Annotated in this window: 15 protein-coding genes; 8 read left to right on the forward strand and 7 right to left on the reverse strand. The window is 44.8% G+C overall.

Annotated elements, in window-relative coordinates; translation table 11 throughout:
• Positions 1-8 precede the first annotated feature (8 nt).
• Both DUN60_RS00315 and tldD read left to right on the forward strand, forming a co-directional pair.
• Entirely contained in the window at positions 9-821 is an 813-nt protein-coding gene (locus DUN60_RS00315; protein ID WP_114632936.1) for a carbon-nitrogen hydrolase family protein, read from the forward strand.
• Between the two features lie 19 nt (positions 822-840).
• On the forward strand, positions 841-2,286 hold the full coding sequence (gene tldD, locus DUN60_RS00320) for a metalloprotease TldD (RefSeq protein ID WP_054547864.1): 1,446 nt from the start codon (positions 841-843) through the stop codon (positions 2,284-2,286).
• A 136-nt stretch (positions 2,287-2,422) separates the two neighbouring features.
• On the opposite strand, the gene DUN60_RS00325 is transcribed toward tldD, so the two are convergent.
• Positions 2,423-3,802, reverse strand: coding sequence for a PhoH family protein (locus tag DUN60_RS00325; RefSeq protein ID WP_114632937.1), 1,380 nt, complete (start codon positions 3,800-3,802; stop codon positions 2,423-2,425).
• A 465-nt stretch (positions 3,803-4,267) separates the two neighbouring features.
• Here DUN60_RS00325 and rapA point away from each other — a divergent pair, with 465 nt between their 5' ends.
• Positions 4,268-7,177 carry an RNA polymerase-associated protein RapA gene (gene rapA / locus DUN60_RS00330; protein WP_017086997.1) on the forward strand — a complete coding sequence of 970 codons (2,910 nt, stop codon included), beginning with the start codon at positions 4,268-4,270 and terminating at the stop codon, positions 7,175-7,177.
• 140 nt (positions 7,178-7,317) lie between these two features.
• Here the strand turns inward: rapA and DUN60_RS00335 are convergent, their stop codons facing one another.
• On the reverse strand, positions 7,318-8,595 hold the full coding sequence (locus tag DUN60_RS00335; RefSeq protein ID WP_114632938.1) for an NRAMP family divalent metal transporter: 1,278 nt from the start codon (positions 8,593-8,595) through the stop codon (positions 7,318-7,320).
• Positions 8,596-8,753: 158 nt separating this feature from the next.
• Here DUN60_RS00335 and rluA point away from each other — a divergent pair, with 158 nt between their 5' ends.
• Positions 8,754-9,488 carry a bifunctional tRNA pseudouridine(32) synthase/23S rRNA pseudouridine(746) synthase RluA gene (gene rluA / locus DUN60_RS00340; protein WP_114632939.1) on the forward strand — a complete coding sequence of 245 codons (735 nt, stop codon included), beginning with the start codon at positions 8,754-8,756 and terminating at the stop codon, positions 9,486-9,488.
• Between the two features lie 34 nt (positions 9,489-9,522).
• Positions 9,523-10,485 (forward strand): D-2-hydroxyacid dehydrogenase, encoded by a 963-nt coding sequence (locus DUN60_RS00345; RefSeq protein ID WP_114632940.1) that lies wholly within the window; start codon positions 9,523-9,525, stop codon positions 10,483-10,485.
• Positions 10,486-10,596: 111 nt separating this feature from the next.
• Here the strand turns inward: DUN60_RS00345 and DUN60_RS00350 are convergent, their stop codons facing one another.
• The 4 genes from DUN60_RS00350 to argR form a co-directional block, all read right to left on the reverse strand.
• Positions 10,597-11,034 (reverse strand): universal stress protein, encoded by a 438-nt coding sequence (locus tag DUN60_RS00350; RefSeq protein WP_004735912.1) that lies wholly within the window; start codon positions 11,032-11,034, stop codon positions 10,597-10,599.
• A 103-nt stretch (positions 11,035-11,137) separates the two neighbouring features.
• The gene (locus DUN60_RS00355; protein ID WP_114632941.1) at positions 11,138-13,717 is read right to left on the reverse strand and encodes a TRAP transporter permease; all 2,580 of its coding nucleotides are present in this window, start codon (positions 13,715-13,717) and stop codon (positions 11,138-11,140) included.
• A gap of 255 nt (positions 13,718-13,972) precedes the next feature.
• Positions 13,973-14,941, reverse strand: coding sequence for a TAXI family TRAP transporter solute-binding subunit (locus DUN60_RS00360; protein WP_017078819.1), 969 nt, complete (start codon positions 14,939-14,941; stop codon positions 13,973-13,975).
• A gap of 342 nt (positions 14,942-15,283) precedes the next feature.
• The gene (argR, locus tag DUN60_RS00365; protein ID WP_004735909.1) at positions 15,284-15,754 is read right to left on the reverse strand and encodes a transcriptional regulator ArgR; all 471 of its coding nucleotides are present in this window, start codon (positions 15,752-15,754) and stop codon (positions 15,284-15,286) included.
• A 332-nt stretch (positions 15,755-16,086) separates the two neighbouring features.
• Between argR and mdh the strand changes: the two genes are divergently transcribed.
• Together mdh and DUN60_RS00375 are read left to right on the forward strand one after the other, a co-directional pair.
• Positions 16,087-17,022, forward strand: a complete 936-nt coding sequence (gene mdh, locus DUN60_RS00370) for a malate dehydrogenase (protein ID WP_102487784.1) — start codon at positions 16,087-16,089, stop codon at positions 17,020-17,022.
• Between the two features lie 124 nt (positions 17,023-17,146).
• Positions 17,147-17,338: a hypothetical protein gene (locus DUN60_RS00375; protein ID WP_054547893.1), complete on the forward strand. Its 192-nt coding sequence runs from the start codon at positions 17,147-17,149 to the stop codon at positions 17,336-17,338.
• Positions 17,339-17,440: 102 nt separating this feature from the next.
• Here DUN60_RS00375 and ispB read toward each other — a convergent pair whose 3' ends face one another.
• Positions 17,441-18,412, reverse strand: a complete 972-nt coding sequence (ispB, locus tag DUN60_RS00380; RefSeq protein WP_114632942.1) for an octaprenyl diphosphate synthase — start codon at positions 18,410-18,412, stop codon at positions 17,441-17,443.
• Between the two features lie 268 nt (positions 18,413-18,680).
• Between ispB and rplU the strand changes: the two genes are divergently transcribed.
• Entirely contained in the window at positions 18,681-18,992 is a 312-nt protein-coding gene (gene rplU / locus DUN60_RS00385; protein WP_004740823.1) for a 50S ribosomal protein L21, read from the forward strand.
• The last annotated feature ends 4 nt before the right edge of the window (positions 18,993-18,996 follow it).

An 18,996-nucleotide genomic window follows, 5' to 3' on the forward strand; every position in this document is an offset into this window, starting at 1 on the left:
CGAGACACATGGATAGCGTTGGGTTGATTCAAATGACATCTGGCCCTAGCCCTGAATTGAACCTTGCTTACCTTGCTCAAGAAGTAGAAAAGTGCAAAGCGTTAGGGGCTAAGTGGGTTGTTTGCCCTGAAAACACGTTAGTTTTTGGTAGCAAAGCCGATTATCACCAGTATGCAGAGCCCTTAAATGATGGCCCATTACAGAAGAAACTGTCTGAGTTAGCTACGCTTCATCGAATCTGGATTATTGTCGGTAGCATGCCTATAAGTACGACTAAAGGCGTGACTACTACAACATTGGTGATTGATGATTTTGGCAGCTTAGTGGCTCATTACGACAAGCTACATATGTTTGATGTTGATGTGGCCGATGCGCATAAGTGTTATCGAGAGTCCGATATTTTCACTCCGGGTGACCGAGTTGTGACGACAGAAACGCCTTTTGGTCGCTTAGGTTTGAGTATTTGTTATGATGTGCGCTTTCCACACTTGTATTCAGAGTTACGTAAGCAAGGTGCGCAGATCATTATCGTTCCAGCGGCGTTTACAGCAGTGACTGGTCAAGCGCATTGGGAAGCCTTATTAAGGTGCCGTGCGATCGAAACACAATCGTGGATTGTAGCGGTAGGGCAAGGTGGCAAACATCCTTGCCAAAGAGAAACATGGGGACACTCAATGGTGGTTGATCCATGGGGACGAGTGGTCGCACAATTGGACCAAGAGCCTAAAAGTATGGTGGTTGAGATAGACACATCCAGTTGTGAGTCAATTAGGCAAAATATGCCAATAGCGCAACATTCTCGATTCACCAATCAATTTTAATTACAAACAAGAGCCATTTATGAGCATTAATCAAATTGAAGAAGCACTACTGAACCCGACAGGGCTTACGGAGCAAAATATCGCAGATACATTGGCGAGCATTGCTACCCGCCAAATTGATTATGCTGATATCTATTTCCAGTCAAGCTGGCATGAATCTTTGGTGCTAGAAGATAGCATCATTAAAGACGGTTCTTTCAACATCGACTGCGGTGTTGGTGTTCGAGCGGTATCTGGCGAAAAAACCGGTTTTGCGTACTCTGATCAAATCCAATTAGAGGGTCTGAAGCAAAGTGCGATTGCTGCTCGTGGTATCGCGAAGCAAGGCCAAAACGGCAAGGTTCACGCTTTCAAACGCAATTCGAACCAAGCTTACTATGACGCTGTTAATCCGCTAGCAAGCTGGGAAAAACAACAAAAAACAGAATTACTAAAAGCGCTTGATGCTTACATTCGTACCAAAGAGCCTATGGTCACTGAAGTATCAGTGAGTTTAAGCGGTGTGCATGAGCAGATGCTTGTTGCTGCTACTGACGGCACTTTCGCGGGTGATATTCGTCCGCTTGTTCGTTTGTCTATCAGCGTACTGGCACAAAAAGGCGATCGTCGTGAACGTGGCAGTGCTGGTGGCGGTGGTCGTTTTGGTTACGACTTCTTCTTAAGTGATGCTAATGGTTCTCAGGTTGCTTACCAATTTGCTGATGAAGCAATCCGCCAAGCGTTAGTTAACCTTGAAGCGGTTGCTGCACCTGCTGGTGCAATGCCTGTTGTTCTTGGTTCGGGTTGGCCGGGCGTTCTTCTACATGAAGCGGTAGGCCACGGTTTAGAGGGTGATTTCAACCGTAAAGAATCTTCAGTATTCTCAGGTAAGATCGGCGAGCAAGTAACATCAAGCCTATGTACGATCGTTGATGATGGTACATTGACAGATCTTCGTGGTTCATTAAACGTTGATGATGAAGGTGTAAACGGTCAGTACAACACGCTAATCGAAAACGGCATCCTAAAAGGTTACATGCAAGATAAGCTTAATGCTCGTCTAATGGGTGTAGCGCCTACAGGTAATGGTCGTCGTGAGTCTTATGCACACCTTCCTATGCCGCGCATGACCAACACTTACATGCTGCCAGGTGAGCATACTCCTGAAGAGATTATCTCTACGGTTGAAAGAGGCATCTACGCGCCGAACTTTGGTGGCGGTCAGGTGGATATTACTTCTGGTAAGTTTGTGTTCTCCGCTTCTGAAGCGTACATGATTGAAAACGGTAAGATCACTCACCCAGTGAAAGGTGCAACGCTAATCGGTTCGGGTATCGAAGCGATGCAGCAAGTGTCTATGGTGGGTAACGACCTTAGCCTAGACCGTGGTGTTGGTGTGTGTGGTAAAGCCGGCCAAAGCGTTCCAGTCGGTGTTGGTCAACCAACATTGAAGCTAGACTCTCTTACAGTAGGTGGTACTGAGTAATTCAGGCTAACCCCGTTTGATTAGAGTTTCAGTTTCTTAGAAGCTAGAAGTTAAAAGTTAAAAGCGCCTCCAATGTGAGGCGCTTTTCTGTTTTTGGGCTTTCTGTTGCTGGATCGCTATTTACTAAACCGAATCGTTACATGTTCTCTTCAGCAAATTCTGCCAGTCGGCTTCGTACTACACCATTGAGGTGAATATTGGCACTGCCTTCGAAGTCTTTAAAACGCTCGACCATGTAGGTTAAGCCTGAAGTTACAGGGGTTAAGTAGGATGAATCTATCTGAGCTAGGTTTCCTGAACAGACGATCTTGGTGCCTTCACCACAACGGGTGATGATGGTTTTGATTTGTGAAGCGGTGAGGTTCTGACACTCATCCAAAAGGACAAAGGCATTTTGAATTGAGCGGCCTCGCATGAAGTTAATCGATTTGAACTGGATATTGGCTTTGTCACAGATGTACTTCATTGACCCTTCGGTGCAGTGATCGTTCTTGTGCAGAGCTTCCAGTGTATCGGTCACTGCCGCTAACCAAGGCAGCATTTTTTCTTCCTCGGTGCCGGGAAGGAACCCAATCGACTCACCGATATCGGGCGTGTTTCGGGTTACGATGATCTTATCGAATTGTTTACGCTCTATGGTTTGCTCAAGTGCGGCAGCCATGGCTAACAGTGTTTTACCACTACCTGCAGCGCCGGTGAGAATCACCAAATCAATATCAGGGTCGAGCAGTGCATCAATCGCCATCCCTTGATAGACATTCTTAGGTGTAATGTCCCATGTCTTGCGGTTCATTAACCTTTCTCGACTGAGATCTCTGAGCGTAATGCGTTCGGCCTCAATCTCTTCTACACGACCAGCAAAGTCACTTTCTTCGTCAATCACATATTGGTTGAGGAAGGTTGGATCGAAAGGTACTCTTGCGAGGGTGTGCAGCGTTTTTCCGCCTAAACTTCTACTCTCGACGTTATCGACGCCATCCCAGAATGAGCCTTCGAGTTGTTGAAAGCCTTTAGTGAGGTATTGGATGTCATCAATCAATTGATCAGTTTGATAGTCTTCAACAAAGCGGACCCCAGCGCCTTTGGCTCGTAAGCGCATGTTGATGTCTTTAGTGATAAGAACCACTTCGCGTGGTGCGCGTTTGTTTTGAAGGTAAAGAACTGCGTTGAGGATTCGGTTATCGCCTGCCTTGTCATCGGCGAAGGCTTTGATGCTTTCTTGAAGTTCGTAATCAGCGAGTATTGAAATACTGCCAGATGCGTTTATGTCTTTAGAAAAAGGAATGCCTTCCGATATTTGGTCTGGTGTGGCTTCCCTGAACAAGTCTTCGAGCGTTCGAATCGCAATTCTCGCATCTCGAGCAACGTCTCTTTTACTGTCTTTGATTCTGTCGAGTTCTTCTAGCACCGTCATGGGGATAACGACATCGTGCTCTTGGAAAGAAAATATAGCGAAAGGTTCGTGAAGTAGGATATTAGTGTCTAAAACAAATAGCTTCCGGTTGGTCTCGCCCATAGCATCTCCTTGCCGACGTGCGGCTTGCCTTGCATTCATTGAACGTAGATAAAGCTCATATAAAGATTAGTATCTCATTCCGGTGATAGTCAACTACTCACCTAAACTTCATCTAGAGAAATATCGCCATATCGTTGTGAATGAATATGGCGTGTTCATTTAAGAGCAGCAATCTGCTACCTATAGATTAACCATGATTTTTTGACAGTTTGATTGCATTGGCGAAAACAGAAAAAAAGTGTGAAATCATCGCCTTTAGGCGTGACCTAAATCACAGCATCGAGTAATATTAGCGACCTTTTTCTGCACCATTTTCTTGAGATATTTATTATCGAGAGCGCACTTAAAAAGTGGCTGCAAACTAGGCATTTTTAGCTATATTTTTAATGCAGGAGCGATAACGCTCTTGTTTAAATTGCAGTTCAAATGACCAAATTCCAACTATAAGATTGAGGTAGTCGATTCATGACATTTGCTTTGGGGCAACGCTGGATAAGCGATACGGAGAGCGATTTAGGTTTAGGTACCGTTGTAGCAATGGACGCTCGAACAGTGACAGTAATGTTTGCAGCATCAGAAGAGAATCGTGTCTATGCACGCACTGATGCTCCCGTAACCCGAGTAACGTTTAATGTTGGCGATGTCATCGAATGCCAAGAAGGTTGGTCTCTATCTGTCGAAGAAGTTATCGAAGATAAGGGGCTACTGACTTATTTGGGCACTCGTGAAGACACTCAAGAGACAGAGGTGACTCTGCGTGAAATATTCTTAAGCAACCAGATCCGCTTTAACAAACCACAAGATAAGCTGTACGCAGGTCAAATCGACCGTATGGATAACTTCGTACTGCGTTACCGTGCGTTAAGCAATCAATACCAGCAACATAAGAGCCCGATGCGTGGCTTGTGTGGTATGCGCGCTGGTTTGATTCCTCATCAGTTGTACATTGCTCATGAAGTGGGTCGTCGTCACGCTCCGCGCGTTTTACTAGCTGATGAAGTGGGTCTAGGTAAAACCATTGAAGCAGGCATGATCATTCACCAACAGGTGTTGTCTGGCCGTGCTGAACGCATTCTGATTGTGGTACCTGAAACTCTGCAACACCAATGGTTAGTAGAGATGATGCGCCGTTTCAACCTGCACTTCTCTATCTTTGACGAAGAGCGTTGTATTGAAGCCTTCGCGGAGTCAGATAACCCATTTGATACACAGCAATACGTTCTGTGTTCTTTAGATTTCCTACGTAAGAGCCGTAAGCGCTACGAGCAAGCACTTGAAGGTGAGTGGGATTTGTTGGTTGTCGATGAAGCGCACCACCTTGAGTGGAGCCAAGACAAACCGAGCCGCGAATACCAAGTGGTTGAAGGATTAGCTGAAAATACTTCTGGCGTACTGCTACTGACAGCAACCCCTGAACAGCTGGGTCGTGAGAGTCACTTTGCACGTCTGCGTCTGCTTGATCCTGATCGCTTCTACGATTACGAAGCATTCGTTGAAGAAGAAGACCAATATGCCCCTGTTGCTGATGCTGTAACGGCATTGTTCTCTGGCGTGAAGCTTGAAAACAGCGCGAAGAATCAGATTACAGAGCTTCTATCTGAGCAAGATGTTGAGCCTCTATTCCGCGTTATCGAGGGCGATAGCAGCGAAGAAGAGCAAGCGTTAGCTCGCCAAGAGCTAATTGATAACCTTATGGATCGCCATGGTACCGGCCGTGTTCTATTCAGAAACACACGTGCTGCAATCAAAGGCTTCCCTAAGCGTAATGTAAACCTACTGCCGATGGATATTCCAACGCAGTACACAACTTCTATGCGCGTATCAGGCATGATCGGTGGCAAAATGGCTCCCGAAGCTCGTGCGATGAAGATGCTGTACCCAGAAGAGATCTTCCAAGAGTTTGAAGGTGAAGACTCAAGCTGGTGGCAGTTCGATTCACGTGTGAACTGGTTGATTGAAAAGATTCAAGATAAGCGCAGCGAAAAGATCTTAGTGATCGCCTCTCGTGCGAGTACTGCTTTGCAATTAGAGCAAGCACTGCGTGAGCGTGAAGGTGTGCGTGCAACCGTATTCCATGAAGGCATGTCGATTTTAGAGCGTGATAAAGCGGCGGCTTACTTTGCTCAAGAAGAAGGCGGTGCTCAGGTTCTTATCTGTAGTGAAATCGGTTCTGAAGGTCGTAACTTCCAATTTGCTAACCAGTTAGTGATGTTCGATCTTCCGTTCAACCCAGATTTGCTTGAGCAACGTATTGGTCGTTTGGACCGTATCGGTCAACTGCGTGATATCGACATTCACGTTCCTTACCTAAAAGGCACATCGCAAGCGATTCTAGCGCGTTGGTTCGATGAAGGTCTGAACGCATTTGCAGAGACGTGCCCTACAGGTCGCACGGTTTACGACAAGTACTCTGATGTTCTTATTGAGATGTTGGCTTCTGGTAACACCGAACAACTTGATGAAGTGATTGAAGAATCAGCCAAGTTAAATCAAAGCCTAAAATCAGATCTAGAAAAAGGCCGCGATCGCCTATTAGAAATGCACTCAAATGGCGGCGAAAAAGCGCATGAGATTGCAGAAAAGATCGCGTCGACTGACGGTGATACTAACCTAGTGTCTTTTGCACTGAGTCTGTTCGATACCATTGGTTTGAACCAAGACGATAAGGGTGAAAATGCGCTAGTTGTGACGCCATCTGAGCACATGATGGTTCCAAGCTACCCAGGCCTACCTTATGAAGGTGCAACCATCACGTTTGATCGTGAAACTGCGCTGTCTCGTGAAGACATGAACTTCATTAGCTGGGAACACCCAATGATTCAGGGCGGTATTGATCTGCTATTGAGCGAAGGTGTGGGTGCATCAGCGGTATCGCTACTGAAAAACAAAGCGCTACCTGTTGGTACTATCCTGCTTGAGCTGGTTTACCTTGTTGATGCACAAGCGCCAAAGCGCAGCGGTATCAGCCAGTTCTTACCTAAGACGCCGATTCGTTTGATGATGGATGGTCGTGGTAACGATTTATCTGCTCAGGTTGAGTTCGATAGCTTTAACCGTCAGCTAAGTCCTGTGAACCGTCACTTGGCAAGCAAGTTGGTGAATTCAGTACAGGGTGAAATTCACAAGCTAATTGAAGCCGGTGAGACGCATGTACTGCCGAAGGTTGAAGAAGTTCGTCAGCAAGCCCAGAAAGATATGCAAACCAACTTGAACGGTGAGCTAGAGCGTCTACAAGCGCTTAAAGCGGTGAACCCTAACATTCGTGATGAAGAGCTAGAAGTTATCGAAGCTCAAATCAATGAACTGACCGGTTACATCAGTAAAGCTCAGGTTCAGCTGGATTCGTTACGCTTGATTGTGGTTTCTCACAACTAAGCCAAGAACTCGAATATCGCTAGCTTGACGCTTTAACGAAATAAGGCCTTCATCACGAAGGCCTTATTTGTATCTGTAGCTTGGTTAACCGTTTGGTTAATAGTTCGTTTAAGAGTTTGGCTAATAATTTGGATAGCTGATTACATCAACCATTTCCACCAAACGAACAGAGCTAAGAAGCCAAATAGGTAAACCAGACCTGCTACAGACAACCATTTTAGCTTAGTGCCAATCGCAAGCGCTTTAGGTAGCTCTGCTTTGCTCACCAAAATGAAATTCAGTAATGCGAAGAATGGGGTCGTGATAAAGGCGAGTATCATCGCGAAATCGAGCATTGGCATCAAGGCTGCACTAAAGAACATTACGATTGCTAGCGCAGCGATAGATACGATGATTACCCACCCTTGTAGCATTCTTGGGCTGCTCTCTTTTTTAAGCAGTAGACGCTGTGATTCAGCAAGTACGCGTGAGTAGCCATCGATAACGGTAATGGTACTGCCAAAAATACAGAAGAAGGCGACGATTGCGATCAGTGGACGAGACCATTCACCAATTGTTGAGGCGTAAATACCGACCAACTGATGAGTGAAGCCAACGCCAGATCGAGATAATTCAACTCCCGAGCCGTGAAGTACCAGAGCACCTAAAGCAACGAATACCAATGCAAGCAATGCCGTACCAATGTAGCCTACATTGAAATCGAACAGTGCTGATTGAGCGGTCACGTCTTGTTTCTCTTTTTGGCTTTTTAGCCACATAGAAGTGATGCTTGAGATCTCGATAGGCGCAGGCATCCAACCCATAGTCACCACGATAAATCCGATAGCTGCCAATGACCAAGGTGATGGTGGCACAAAAGCGGCATCAGGTTCGACTGGAGAGCCAATAGCAATCGCAACAGCAGCTAAGGTTGTGATGGTCAGGATCGCCATGATCGCTTTAGAGAGAGTGTCGAGCGCGCGGTAATGGCCCGCAAAAAGAATGATCAAACAGGTCGCTAAAACGATCATGCACAAGGTGCTGGTGGCTAAATCGAAAGGAATAAAGTAACTGAGTAGGCTCGCACTGAATAACAGCAAGGCTGCGGTATTCACGACTGCGGAAATAGCACTCAGTATCGAAAAGATCACAAGGTATGGGCGGCCTAGGTTAGAGTAACCTTCCACCAAGCTTTGACCCGTTCCTAGTGTGTATTGGATACCAGCTTTGAAGAACGGGTACTTAAATATGTTTACGAGGATAATAAGCGCGGCTAGCTGCCAACCATAAATCGCACCAGCCTTGGTTGAGGCTACTAAGTGAGAGCCACCTACAGCTGCTGCGGCCATCATAATGCCTGGGCCAAGAGACTTAATTAAACTTGATAGGGGAGCTGAGGTTGGTGTTTTTGTGCTGGTAGTTTTAACCGTACTTTCCATCATTTTTCCTTTGATGCTGACTTCTTATTATCCGTTACCCTATCAATACCATGTTTTGTAAGGTCGTCAACTTTTATGTACAAAAATGTTGAAAATTGTATTTATTAATAAACGAATCAACCGTAAATTATTTATTCACTAGTAATTAAGAGGCTTTAATGGCGTTAGAACAGTACACACCACCGCGTGAACCGTGGATTGATATTGTTTATCAAGATGACGATATTCTTGTGGTGAACAAGCCTGCAGGCCTGCTTTCGGTGCCAGGGAGATTGCCAGAGCATTACGACAGTATGTGGAGTCGGTTGGTTGTCGAATTTGCGGAGATTCAGGTGGTGCATCGACTGGACATGTCGACATCGGGCTTGATGCTGCTCGCTAAACACAAACAAGCTGAGCGTCATTTGAAGAAGCAATTTCAATATCGACTGACACACAAACTCTATTACGCCCGAGTATGGGGTTCAGTAGAAGAAGTAGAAGGTTTGATTGATCTGCCGCTCATTTGTGATTGGCCAAATCGACCAAGACAAAAGGTGTGCTTCGAGGATGGCAAGTCATCACAGACTCGCTATGTGGTGGAGCGACAAGAGGCTCAAACGGCATTGTTGAAGTTGCTGCCGATCACTGGCCGCTCTCATCAGTTACGTGTTCACTGCATGGAACTAGGGAATCCAATCGTTGGCGACGAGTTTTATGCAACGCCAGATGCGTTTAACTATAGTGATAGGTTAGCTCTGCACGCGTGTGAACTGAGCTTTTATCATCCGGCTAATAATCAGCTTTTCAAAGCCTTTGTTCCGTGTGAATTTTATCCTCAAGCATCACCGCAAATTGAACAGCACTTTGAAATTGCGCCAGAGCTTCCAGACTACAACAAGCTAAAAGCTTAGAATGGTTAAATCAATACCAATACAAGGACGTACAATGCGGAAGTTGAAAGTGGTCTTTCTCGACAGAGCCACCATCCCATCTCAAATTCATTTAAAACCTATCAGCTTTGAACATCAGTGGGTTGAGTATGATTTTACTTCGCCGGAGCAAGTGTCTGAACGAATGGAAGGCGCTGATGTGGTTATTACCAATAAGGTGGTGCTCAACGAATCGAATTTAGCTCAAGCACAACAGCTTAAGCTAATAGCCGTTTCAGCAACAGGTGTGAATAATGTCGATGTTGGCTACTGTAAGAGTAACAATATCGCAGTGACAAACGTGCAAGGCTACGCGACTCAATCGGTACCTGAACATGTTATCGCGATGCTGTTTACGTTAAAGCGAAACCTCATTGGTTATCATCAAGACATCGAGGCCGGCGAATGGCAAAAGGACAAACAGTTCTGCTTTTTCACCCATCCAATCCAAGATGTTGCAGGCAGCACATTAGGTTTAATGGGTAGCGGCAGCTTAGGGCAAGCGACCGCGATATTGGCCAAAGCGATTGGTATGAACGTAATTTTTGCTGAGCGCAAAGGGGCAGATTCTTGTCGAGAAGGGTATCTACCTTTTGATACGGTGTTACAACAAGCAGATGCGATCAGCTTGCATTGCCCGTTGACCGAAGCGACTCGAAATCTGATTTCGAAGCGAGAGCTTACAATGATGAAACCAAGTGCGGTGCTAATTAATGCTGGCCGTGGTGGATTAGTCGATGAGCAAGCCTTGGTCGAAGCATTGATAAATCATGAGATTGCGGGCGCGGGCATGGATGTGTTCACACAAGAGCCTGCAGATACTTCGAATCCGTTGTTAGCGAATAGCCACTTGCCGAATTTATTGTTAACGCCACACGTAGCGTGGGGCAGTGACAGCTCAATTCAAAAGCTTTCCGATATTCTGATGGATAACATTGATGCGTTTGTTGAAGGGAAGCCACAGAATCTCGTGAGTTAATTCACAGTAAGCGGTTATACGCTCAGCTTCAGACATAAAAAAGGTTGGCTTTGAGCCAACCTTTTTAGATGTTTTGTCTGTAGTTCGACTTAGCTTATCTGCCAGAAGCCATTAGCCTTGAGGTTTGATGACCAATACATTGATTGGTGAATTCTGTACGACTTTACTCGCCACTGAACCCAGTACCACTTTGTCGATTTTCGAGCGCTTATGACTAGGCATCACAATCAGGTCTGCCCCAAGCTTTTCTGCGTAATCTAGAATCGTTGTGTAGGTTTTACCTTCTGCAACGTGAACCTTATAAACTACTTCATCGTCGATGTACTTGTCTGCAAACTCTTTCAGCTGATTTTTCACATCGAGCTTCATTTGGTTTGCTGCATCTTTCGGGAAGTAAGACGCAACCATCGACATGTGAATGCCCGGCAATACGTTCAAGATGTGGATTTCAGCATTACTGTGCTTTGCGTGCCATACCGCTAATTCAACAGCTTTGTCAGAAAAGCCTTTGTCGTTAAGATCAACAGGAACAAGGATTTGTTTATACATGTGTTTTTCTCTTTTTTATCAGCGCTTAGTATTGACCAAGCGCTGTGATTATCCTTTCCATGTAATAAAGCCAAATAGAGTGAGCACTACTTGGCTCTATCCATTACGCGCTAATCTCATCCTTACGAGCACGCCTTCTTTGGTTCATCGCTAAGCCAATTAGAATCAGTAGGGATGGTAAGAATACCCACTCTTTCATTGGTCTTTCTGCGTCTTGGATAACTGATTTAATTTCCCAATCAAAGTCAATGCCAGCCGCTTCTGCTGGGCTACCGAACTCAACCATGTCGACAATCATCTTGCCTTCAGATTTCGTCAGCATTAAGCCCATTGAAGCAATGCGGTCTTCACTTGTTGTCGCAGAATCTTCAAATGGAAGGCGAACCGTCTTCTCAGAATAGTCACCTTCTAAGTTTTCGCCACCCACTCTTAACTCAAGAGATTGTCCCACAGATAGACCTTCTGTGATTTGAGCGATCTCAACTCCAGGTGAAAGAACTTTCTCTGGATAAATCATGTCCCACCAGAAGCCAGGGCGGAAGAAAGAGAAAGTTAGAACCAATAATAGGATCGTTTCCCACCATTTGTTCTTGGTAAACCACCAACCTTGCGTTGCAGCGGCAAAGATAAGTACCGCAGTTACAGAAGAGAAAATAGTGAGGAATAGATGCCACCAAGAATCAATGCCCATCAATAGTAGTTGAGTATTGAAAATGAACATGAATGGCAAGATCGCGGTCCGGATATCATAAGTAAAGCCTTGAATACCGGTTCGAATCGGGTCTGATTTTGCAATCGCGGCGGCCGCAAAAGCTGCCAAACCAACTGGAGGCGTATCATCGGCTAAAATACCGAAGTAGAACACGAATAAGTGAACTGCAATCAGAGGGATGATCAGGCCATGCGCCGCGCCTAAGGTAACAATTACCGGAGCCATCAGCGTTGATACAACGATGTAGTTCGCCGTTGTTGGTAAGCCCATACCTAAGATTAAGCTGATTACCGCAGTGAACAGCAGCATAAGAATGATGCTACCGCCTGAGATGAACTCAACGAAGTCCGTCATTACCAAGCCGATACCCGTCAGAGTCACCACGCCGACAACCGTACCCGCTGCAGCTGTTGCTACACCGATACCGATCATGTTGCGCGCGCCTGAAACCAAGCTCTCTAATAGATCAACGAAACCGGCTTTAGTTTGCTCTGCAAGATCGTCCGATTTGTTCATCAGAGTCATCAAAGGACGCTGTGTGATCAAAATGAAGATCATGAATACCGTTGCCCAGAAGGCAGAAAGACCTGGAGAGAATCGCTCTACAGTCAGACACCAAACAAGCACCACGATAGGCAATAGGAAATGTAAACCAGACTTAATGGTTGGGCCTGGATCGGGTACTTCTGTTAGCTCGGCATCGATGTCCATGCCACCTTCAGCGGCATATTTTGCTGATACTCGAACCAAGGCTACATAAGAGATCAATAGAGCAACGGTAACAATAGGTGTCGCTGCATCGCCAAAGACATCTTTCGTCCAGCCGACACCGTAGTAAACCGCAGCACTGATGACACAAAGACCTAAAATGGTACCAGTGAAAGACAGTAGGCTTTGTACGATAGTTGGTGTGTGACGACGAGGTAGGCCTGTCATACCCGCTTTACATGCTTCTAAGTGAACAATGTAAATCAGGGCGATGTAAGAGATAAGAGCAGGCAATAGCGCCGCTTTAATCACTTCTACATACGAGATACCCACATATTCAACCATCAAGAATGCAGCAGCACCCATGATTGGTGGGGTTAACTGACCATTGGTTGAAGCGGCTACTTCTACAGCACCGGCTTTTTCACCTGAGAATCCGACTCTTTTCATCAGAGGGATTGTGAAAGTACCCGTGGTAACCACGTTAGCAATAGATGAACCAGACACTAGACCGGATAGGCCAGATGCAACAACAGCTGCTTTCGCTGGACCGCCTTTCATGTGGCCAAGCAAAGAGAAAGCCACTTTGATGAAGTAAGCACCAGCGCCTGCGCGTTCTAGCATTGCACCAAACAGTACAAACAAGAATACGAATGACGTAGAGACGCCAAGAGCAACACCGAATACACCTTCAGTTGTTAGCCACAGATGCGACATTGCCTTGTTCAGGCTTGCACCTTTATGGGCGATAACGTCTGGCATGTGTGGACCGCCAAAGGTGTAAAGTAGGAATACTGCAGCCACAACCATAAGAGGTGGACCTAAAGCGCGTCGTGTTGCTTCAAGCAGTAGAACCATACCAAATACAGCAGCAACAATATCGAATGTTGTCGGTGCGCCTGAACGTTCAGCGAGTTGAGTATAGAAAATATAGATATACGAAGCTGAAAAGCTACCAACCAGCGCTAATATCCAGTCGACCGCAGGAATTCTATCCCGAGGCGAATTTTTCATTGCTGGGTAAGCGGTAAAGGCTAGGAAGATGGCAAACGTAAGATGAATTGCTCGAGCTTCAGTGTCGTTTAAAATTGCGAAGTTAAAAATGAACGGCAGCGGGGATGCATACCAAAGTTGGAACAGTGACCAACATAGAGGCACAAACCATAAAATACGGCCTTGGATACCGTGAGGGCTACGCGCACCAGTGTCTGATTGTGCCACCATTTCTTGCACATCTGGAGACGGTGATGTTGTCTGCGTCATGTACTTTATCCTTATTATTGATGGTCTGCCTTTCTTACGAACAACGAGACGTTATTTATTTCCTATCTAGTGTAGCGAATGGATAGGGAAATGCGTTTTTTGTTCGTCTTTGTCTTAGGCTTGATACGAAGGTAAGTTCGCCAAATTGGAGAAACTTAAAGGTTTGTTTCTTTTCACTTGGGTTATTTTTATAAAACGTGAAAAGCCAATAAGGAGGACATGCCTCCTTATTGGTAGAGTAGGCTTAAAGTAGAATTACTTTAGAAGGCCTACTTCTTTGTAGTATTTTACTGCGCCAGGGTGAAGAGGGATTGAGATACCCGCTTTAACCATGTCTTCTTTCTTCAGGTTCGCAAATGCTGGGTGCAGGCGTTTGAATGTAGCGAAGTTTTCAAATACCGCTTTAGCAACGTTGTATGCGACTTCATCAGAAACGTCAGACGTTGTTACCATAGTTGCAGCAACACCGAAGCTGTTTACGTCAGCATCTGTACCACGGTACATGCCAGCTGGAACTGTGCTGTATGCGTAGTATGGGTTTTCAGCTACGATCTTGTCGATTTGTGGACCAGTTGCAGAAACCAGTTTTGCATCACAAGAAGTCGTTGCTTCTTTGATTGATCCGTTCGGGTGACCAACCATGTAGATGAATGCATCAATCTTGTTGTCACAAAGAGCTTGTGAACGCTCAGAACCTTTAAGTTCAGAAGCAAGCTTGAAGCTATCGTTAGTCCAACCCATAGCGTCCATTACAACACCCATCGTTGCACGGTCACCAGAGCCTGGGTTCCCAATGTTTACACGCTTACCTGCTAGGTCAGACACATTGTTGATACCAGCATCGGTACGAGCGATGATGTTGAACGGTTCTGTATGTAGAGAGAACATAGCGCGAAGTTTTTTGTATTCGCCCTGATCTTTAAATTTACTTGTACCGTTGTAGCCGTGGTATTGCCAGTCCGATTGAACAACACCGAAATCTAGTTCACCAGCACGGATGGTGTTAACGTTGTAGATCGAACCACCAGTAGATTCTACAGAACAACGAATGTTGTGGTCTTTGCGGCCTTTGTTCACTAGCTTACAAATAGCGCCACCAGTTGGGTAGTAAACACCCGTTACTGAACCAGTACCAATTGTGATGAACTCTTGAGCGTTAACTGCGCCAGCGCCCATTACAGCAGCTGCAATAGCCCCAACTTTAATAAGTTTGGTAAATGCCATGAATTTCCCTTCCTTTATTCATTATTAACCCTGAAACAAGTGTAGTCGTTTCTGGAGTTTCCTATTTGGAAACGGCACCTTTTTCAATCCATGTGATGAAAAAGTGGCTGAATAATATCAAAAATTGGCAGAAAATTACTCAAATGTTAAAAGATATAGCTAAAAAATCTAACAAATGACGCTTAGATCTTATGTTTGATTTGCTACTGAGTTTTTTAAAATCAATGGTTTAGTGGTGTTTGAGGAGGGGGAGATAGATATTCTAGGATGTGATTTGGATCACGAAGCGAATCGGTGTTCGTGATCCATTAATCAGGTTGATGGTTATGAAACAGTGACCAATTATCCTGCGTATTCAAACAGTTCGCACACAGAATCAAACAATTGCTTAGTGGTAACGGACAGGGTGGGAGTGATGAAGATAGTATCATCGCCTGCAACAACACCTAGTATACCTTCCGACTTACCCAGTGAGTCCAATAAACGAGCAATAAGTTGCGCCGCACCTGGGCCAGTGTGTATCACCACCAATGCATTGTTGTGGTCAATATCTAATACTAATTCTCTTAGAGAGCTAGAAACTGTCGGAACACCAAGTTCAGCAGGAAGACAGTAAACCATCTCCATTTTTGCATTACGAGTTCGAACTGCACCAAACTTAGTTAACATACGCGAAACTTTAGATTGGTTGATACTTTCAAAACCTTCATGTTTGAGGGCATCGACAATCTCGCCTTGCGAACCAAAACGTTCTTCTTTTAGTAATGATTTAAAAGCACGAACTAAGTTGTCTTGTTTTTCTGTATTGCGCATATGTCATTCTTATTCATTAACAAAGATGTTTGCATATTCTCGCATACATATTCAATTTTAGCTAAAATATCACGGCAATTTGTTAGTCATATCACTGTAAAAATTTAATAGAATAATGTGTTATTAGTGTCGACTTATTTTGTTATTTCAGTCGATTATCGCCATAATGCGAACTTGCTGTGTAGCACGGTTTTATTGACTTGCGCGAAGTCGCAAAGCTGGCGTTAATTGATTGTAATCACTTTGTGATTAATATATTTTTTTAACGATAATTTAGCTCAAGAACTACCCTACCAAGAATTTATAAGAGAAAGCTCTCAAGGAGAATAACAATGAAAGTAGCTGTTATTGGTGCCGCTGGTGGCATCGGTCAAGCCCTAGCCCTACTACTAAAGAACCGCCTGCCTGCTGGTTCAGATCTTGCACTTTACGACATCGCTCCGGTAACTCCGGGTGTTGCTGCCGATCTTAGCCATATCCCAACACCTGTTTCGATCAAAGGTTACGCGGGTGAAGATCCAACACCAGCACTAGAAGGTGCGGATGTTGTGCTTATTTCTGCGGGTGTTGCTCGTAAGCCTGGTATGGATCGTGCGGATCTTTTCAATGTGAACGCTGGCATTGTTAAGTCTCTTGCAGAGAAAATCGCAGTTACTTGTCCTACTGCTTGTGTTGGTATCATCACTAACCCAGTAAATACAACAGTACCAATCGCTGCTGAAGTACTTAAGAAAGCGGGCGTTTACGACAAGCGTCGTTTATTCGGTATTACTACTCTTGATGTTATTCGTTCTGAAACGTTTGTTGCTGAGCTGAAAGATAAAGATCCAAGCAACATCCGTGTTCCTGTTATCGGCGGTCACTCAGGTGTAACGATCCTTCCTCTACTTTCTCAAGTTGAAGGCGTAGAGTTTACTGATGAAGAAATCGCAGCGCTAACAACTCGTATCCAAAATGCGGGTACTGAAGTAGTAGAAGCTAAAGCTGGCGGCGGCAGTGCAACACTATCGATGGGTCAAGCGGCTTGTCGCTTCGGTCTTGCTCTAGTGAAAGCGCTTCAAGGCGAAGAGAACGTAATTGAATGTGCATACGTTGAAGGTGAAGGCGAGCACGCACCATTCTTCGCACAACCAGTTAAACTTGGCAAAGAGGGCGCAGAAGCGATCCTTAGCTACGGTGAACTGAGCGACTTCGAACGTAATGCTTTAGATAGCATGCTTGAAACGCTAAATGGCGATATTGAGATCGGTGTTGAATTCGCTAAATAAGCGGGACACCATTTAACTCAGCCAAAAGATAGTTAATAAGAGCCGATCATTATGATCGGCTTTTTTGATCCTAAAATTCAAGTTGCTCGTATCTGTCTATATAACCAAGGTCGAGGTAAAGTTTATGGCTACTGTTGAAAAGGGTATGAATGTCCACTATTTGGGGCGCTTAGGAAAAATATTGGTCATTGATGAGCAAGAGCAGTACGCCTTGGTAGAGACTTACAATGGGCATGAGCAATACGCAGTGCCAATGGAAGAACTTGAAGAAATTGAAGTACAACTGCCGCTGTCATTAGAAGCGAGCCGATATTGAATTTGATTATCTTACAAATATTTGTTCAAAACTAAAAAAGAGCCCTGAGGCCCTTTTTTGTTATTTATATAGAAGCTAGAAGCGAGTTGTCTATTAACCTGCTTACTTGCTACGTTTAACAGCTAAGTGTGCGAGCGTGGTTAGCGCTTGCTTATATTCTGAATCAGGAAGTACAGAAAGCTCAGCAATCGCTTTATCTGCTTCTTCATAGGCTTTATTTGTTGTGTACTCTAACGAGCCTGTCCCTTTCATCACAGCCATAATGTCGTCGAGACGCTCCATACCATTGGCTTTTTCAATCGCTTCTCGAATCATGCTGGTTTGTTCAGGAGAACCATTGTGCATTGCGTAAAGTAGAGGCAGTGTTGGTTTGCCTTCGGCTAGATCGTCACCAACGTTCTTACCCATCTCTTTACCATCAGCAGTGTAATCCATCACATCATCAATCAATTGGAATGCAGTGCCTAGGTATTTACCGTAGTTTTGCATAGCCGTTTCGATTTCAGGTGATGATTCGCTAAGAATTGCACCGATTTGCGTTGCAGCTTCAAACAAGCGAGCGGTCTTCGAGTAGATGACCTGCATGTAACTTTCTTCTGTGGTGTCCGGGTTATTACAGTTCATTAATTGTTGAACTTCACCCTCGGCAATCACGTTAACTGCTTCACTCATTAACTCAAGGATCTTTAAGGATCCTAGCGTTGTCATCATCTGGAACGAGCGAGTGTAGATAAAGTCACCCACCAAAACGCTAGCGGCATTACCAAAAGCTGCGTTGGCTGTCGCTTTACCGCGTCTCATGTCCGACTCGTCGACGACATCATCATGGAGAAGGGTAGCTGTGTGAATAAACTCGATAAAAGCTGCAGAGGTGATATGAGCTTCACCTTGATAACCAAGTGCACGAGCAGATAAAAGAGCAAGCAAAGGACGTAGGCGTTTGCCACCACCGCTAACGATATAAAAACCAAGCTGGTTGATTAAACTTACGTCAGAATTAAGTTGGGCTTGAATTGTTTCATTCACTTTTGCCATATCATTGGCAGTAAGCGTTTGGATAGCTTTAAAATCCATTGTTCATCCGGCTGAAGTTAGACCCTGTAAGGCTTATACGTTGTATTTAATTGTTGAATAATACACTAAAAAACGTTGATTAATACATCACTTAAAGGCATCATTGCCGCACTTTTCTTTGGCGAACATGTTTTCGCCAATATTTTAAAAATATGGCTTGTCATAGCGGCATGATTCCCGTAGAATCTGCGCCCTATTGATTAGTTTAGCGCACACCCGAGTTGTAGAATTAACAACCATAGGCTGTGCGGAAAAAGCGGAGTAAAATATGTACGCTGTTTTCCAATCTGGTGGCAAACAACACCGAGTAAGCGAAGGTCAAACACTTCGTTTAGAGAAATTAGACGTTGAAACTGGTGCAACTGTAGAATTTGATAAAGTTCTTCTTGTTGCTAACGGCGAAGAAATCGCTGTTGGTGCACCTCTTGTTGAAGGTGGCAAAGTTACTGCAGAAGTAGTACAACACGGTCGTGGCGATAAAGTAAAAATCGTTAAGTTCCGTCGTCGTAAGCACTCGCGTAAGCAAGCTGGTCACCGTCAGTGGTTCACAGAAGTGAAAATCACTGGCATTAACGCTTAAGTAT

The sequence above is a fragment of the Vibrio splendidus genome (genome assembly GCF_003345295.1).
In the GTDB taxonomy this organism is placed as follows: domain Bacteria; phylum Pseudomonadota; class Gammaproteobacteria; order Enterobacterales; family Vibrionaceae; genus Vibrio; species Vibrio splendidus_K.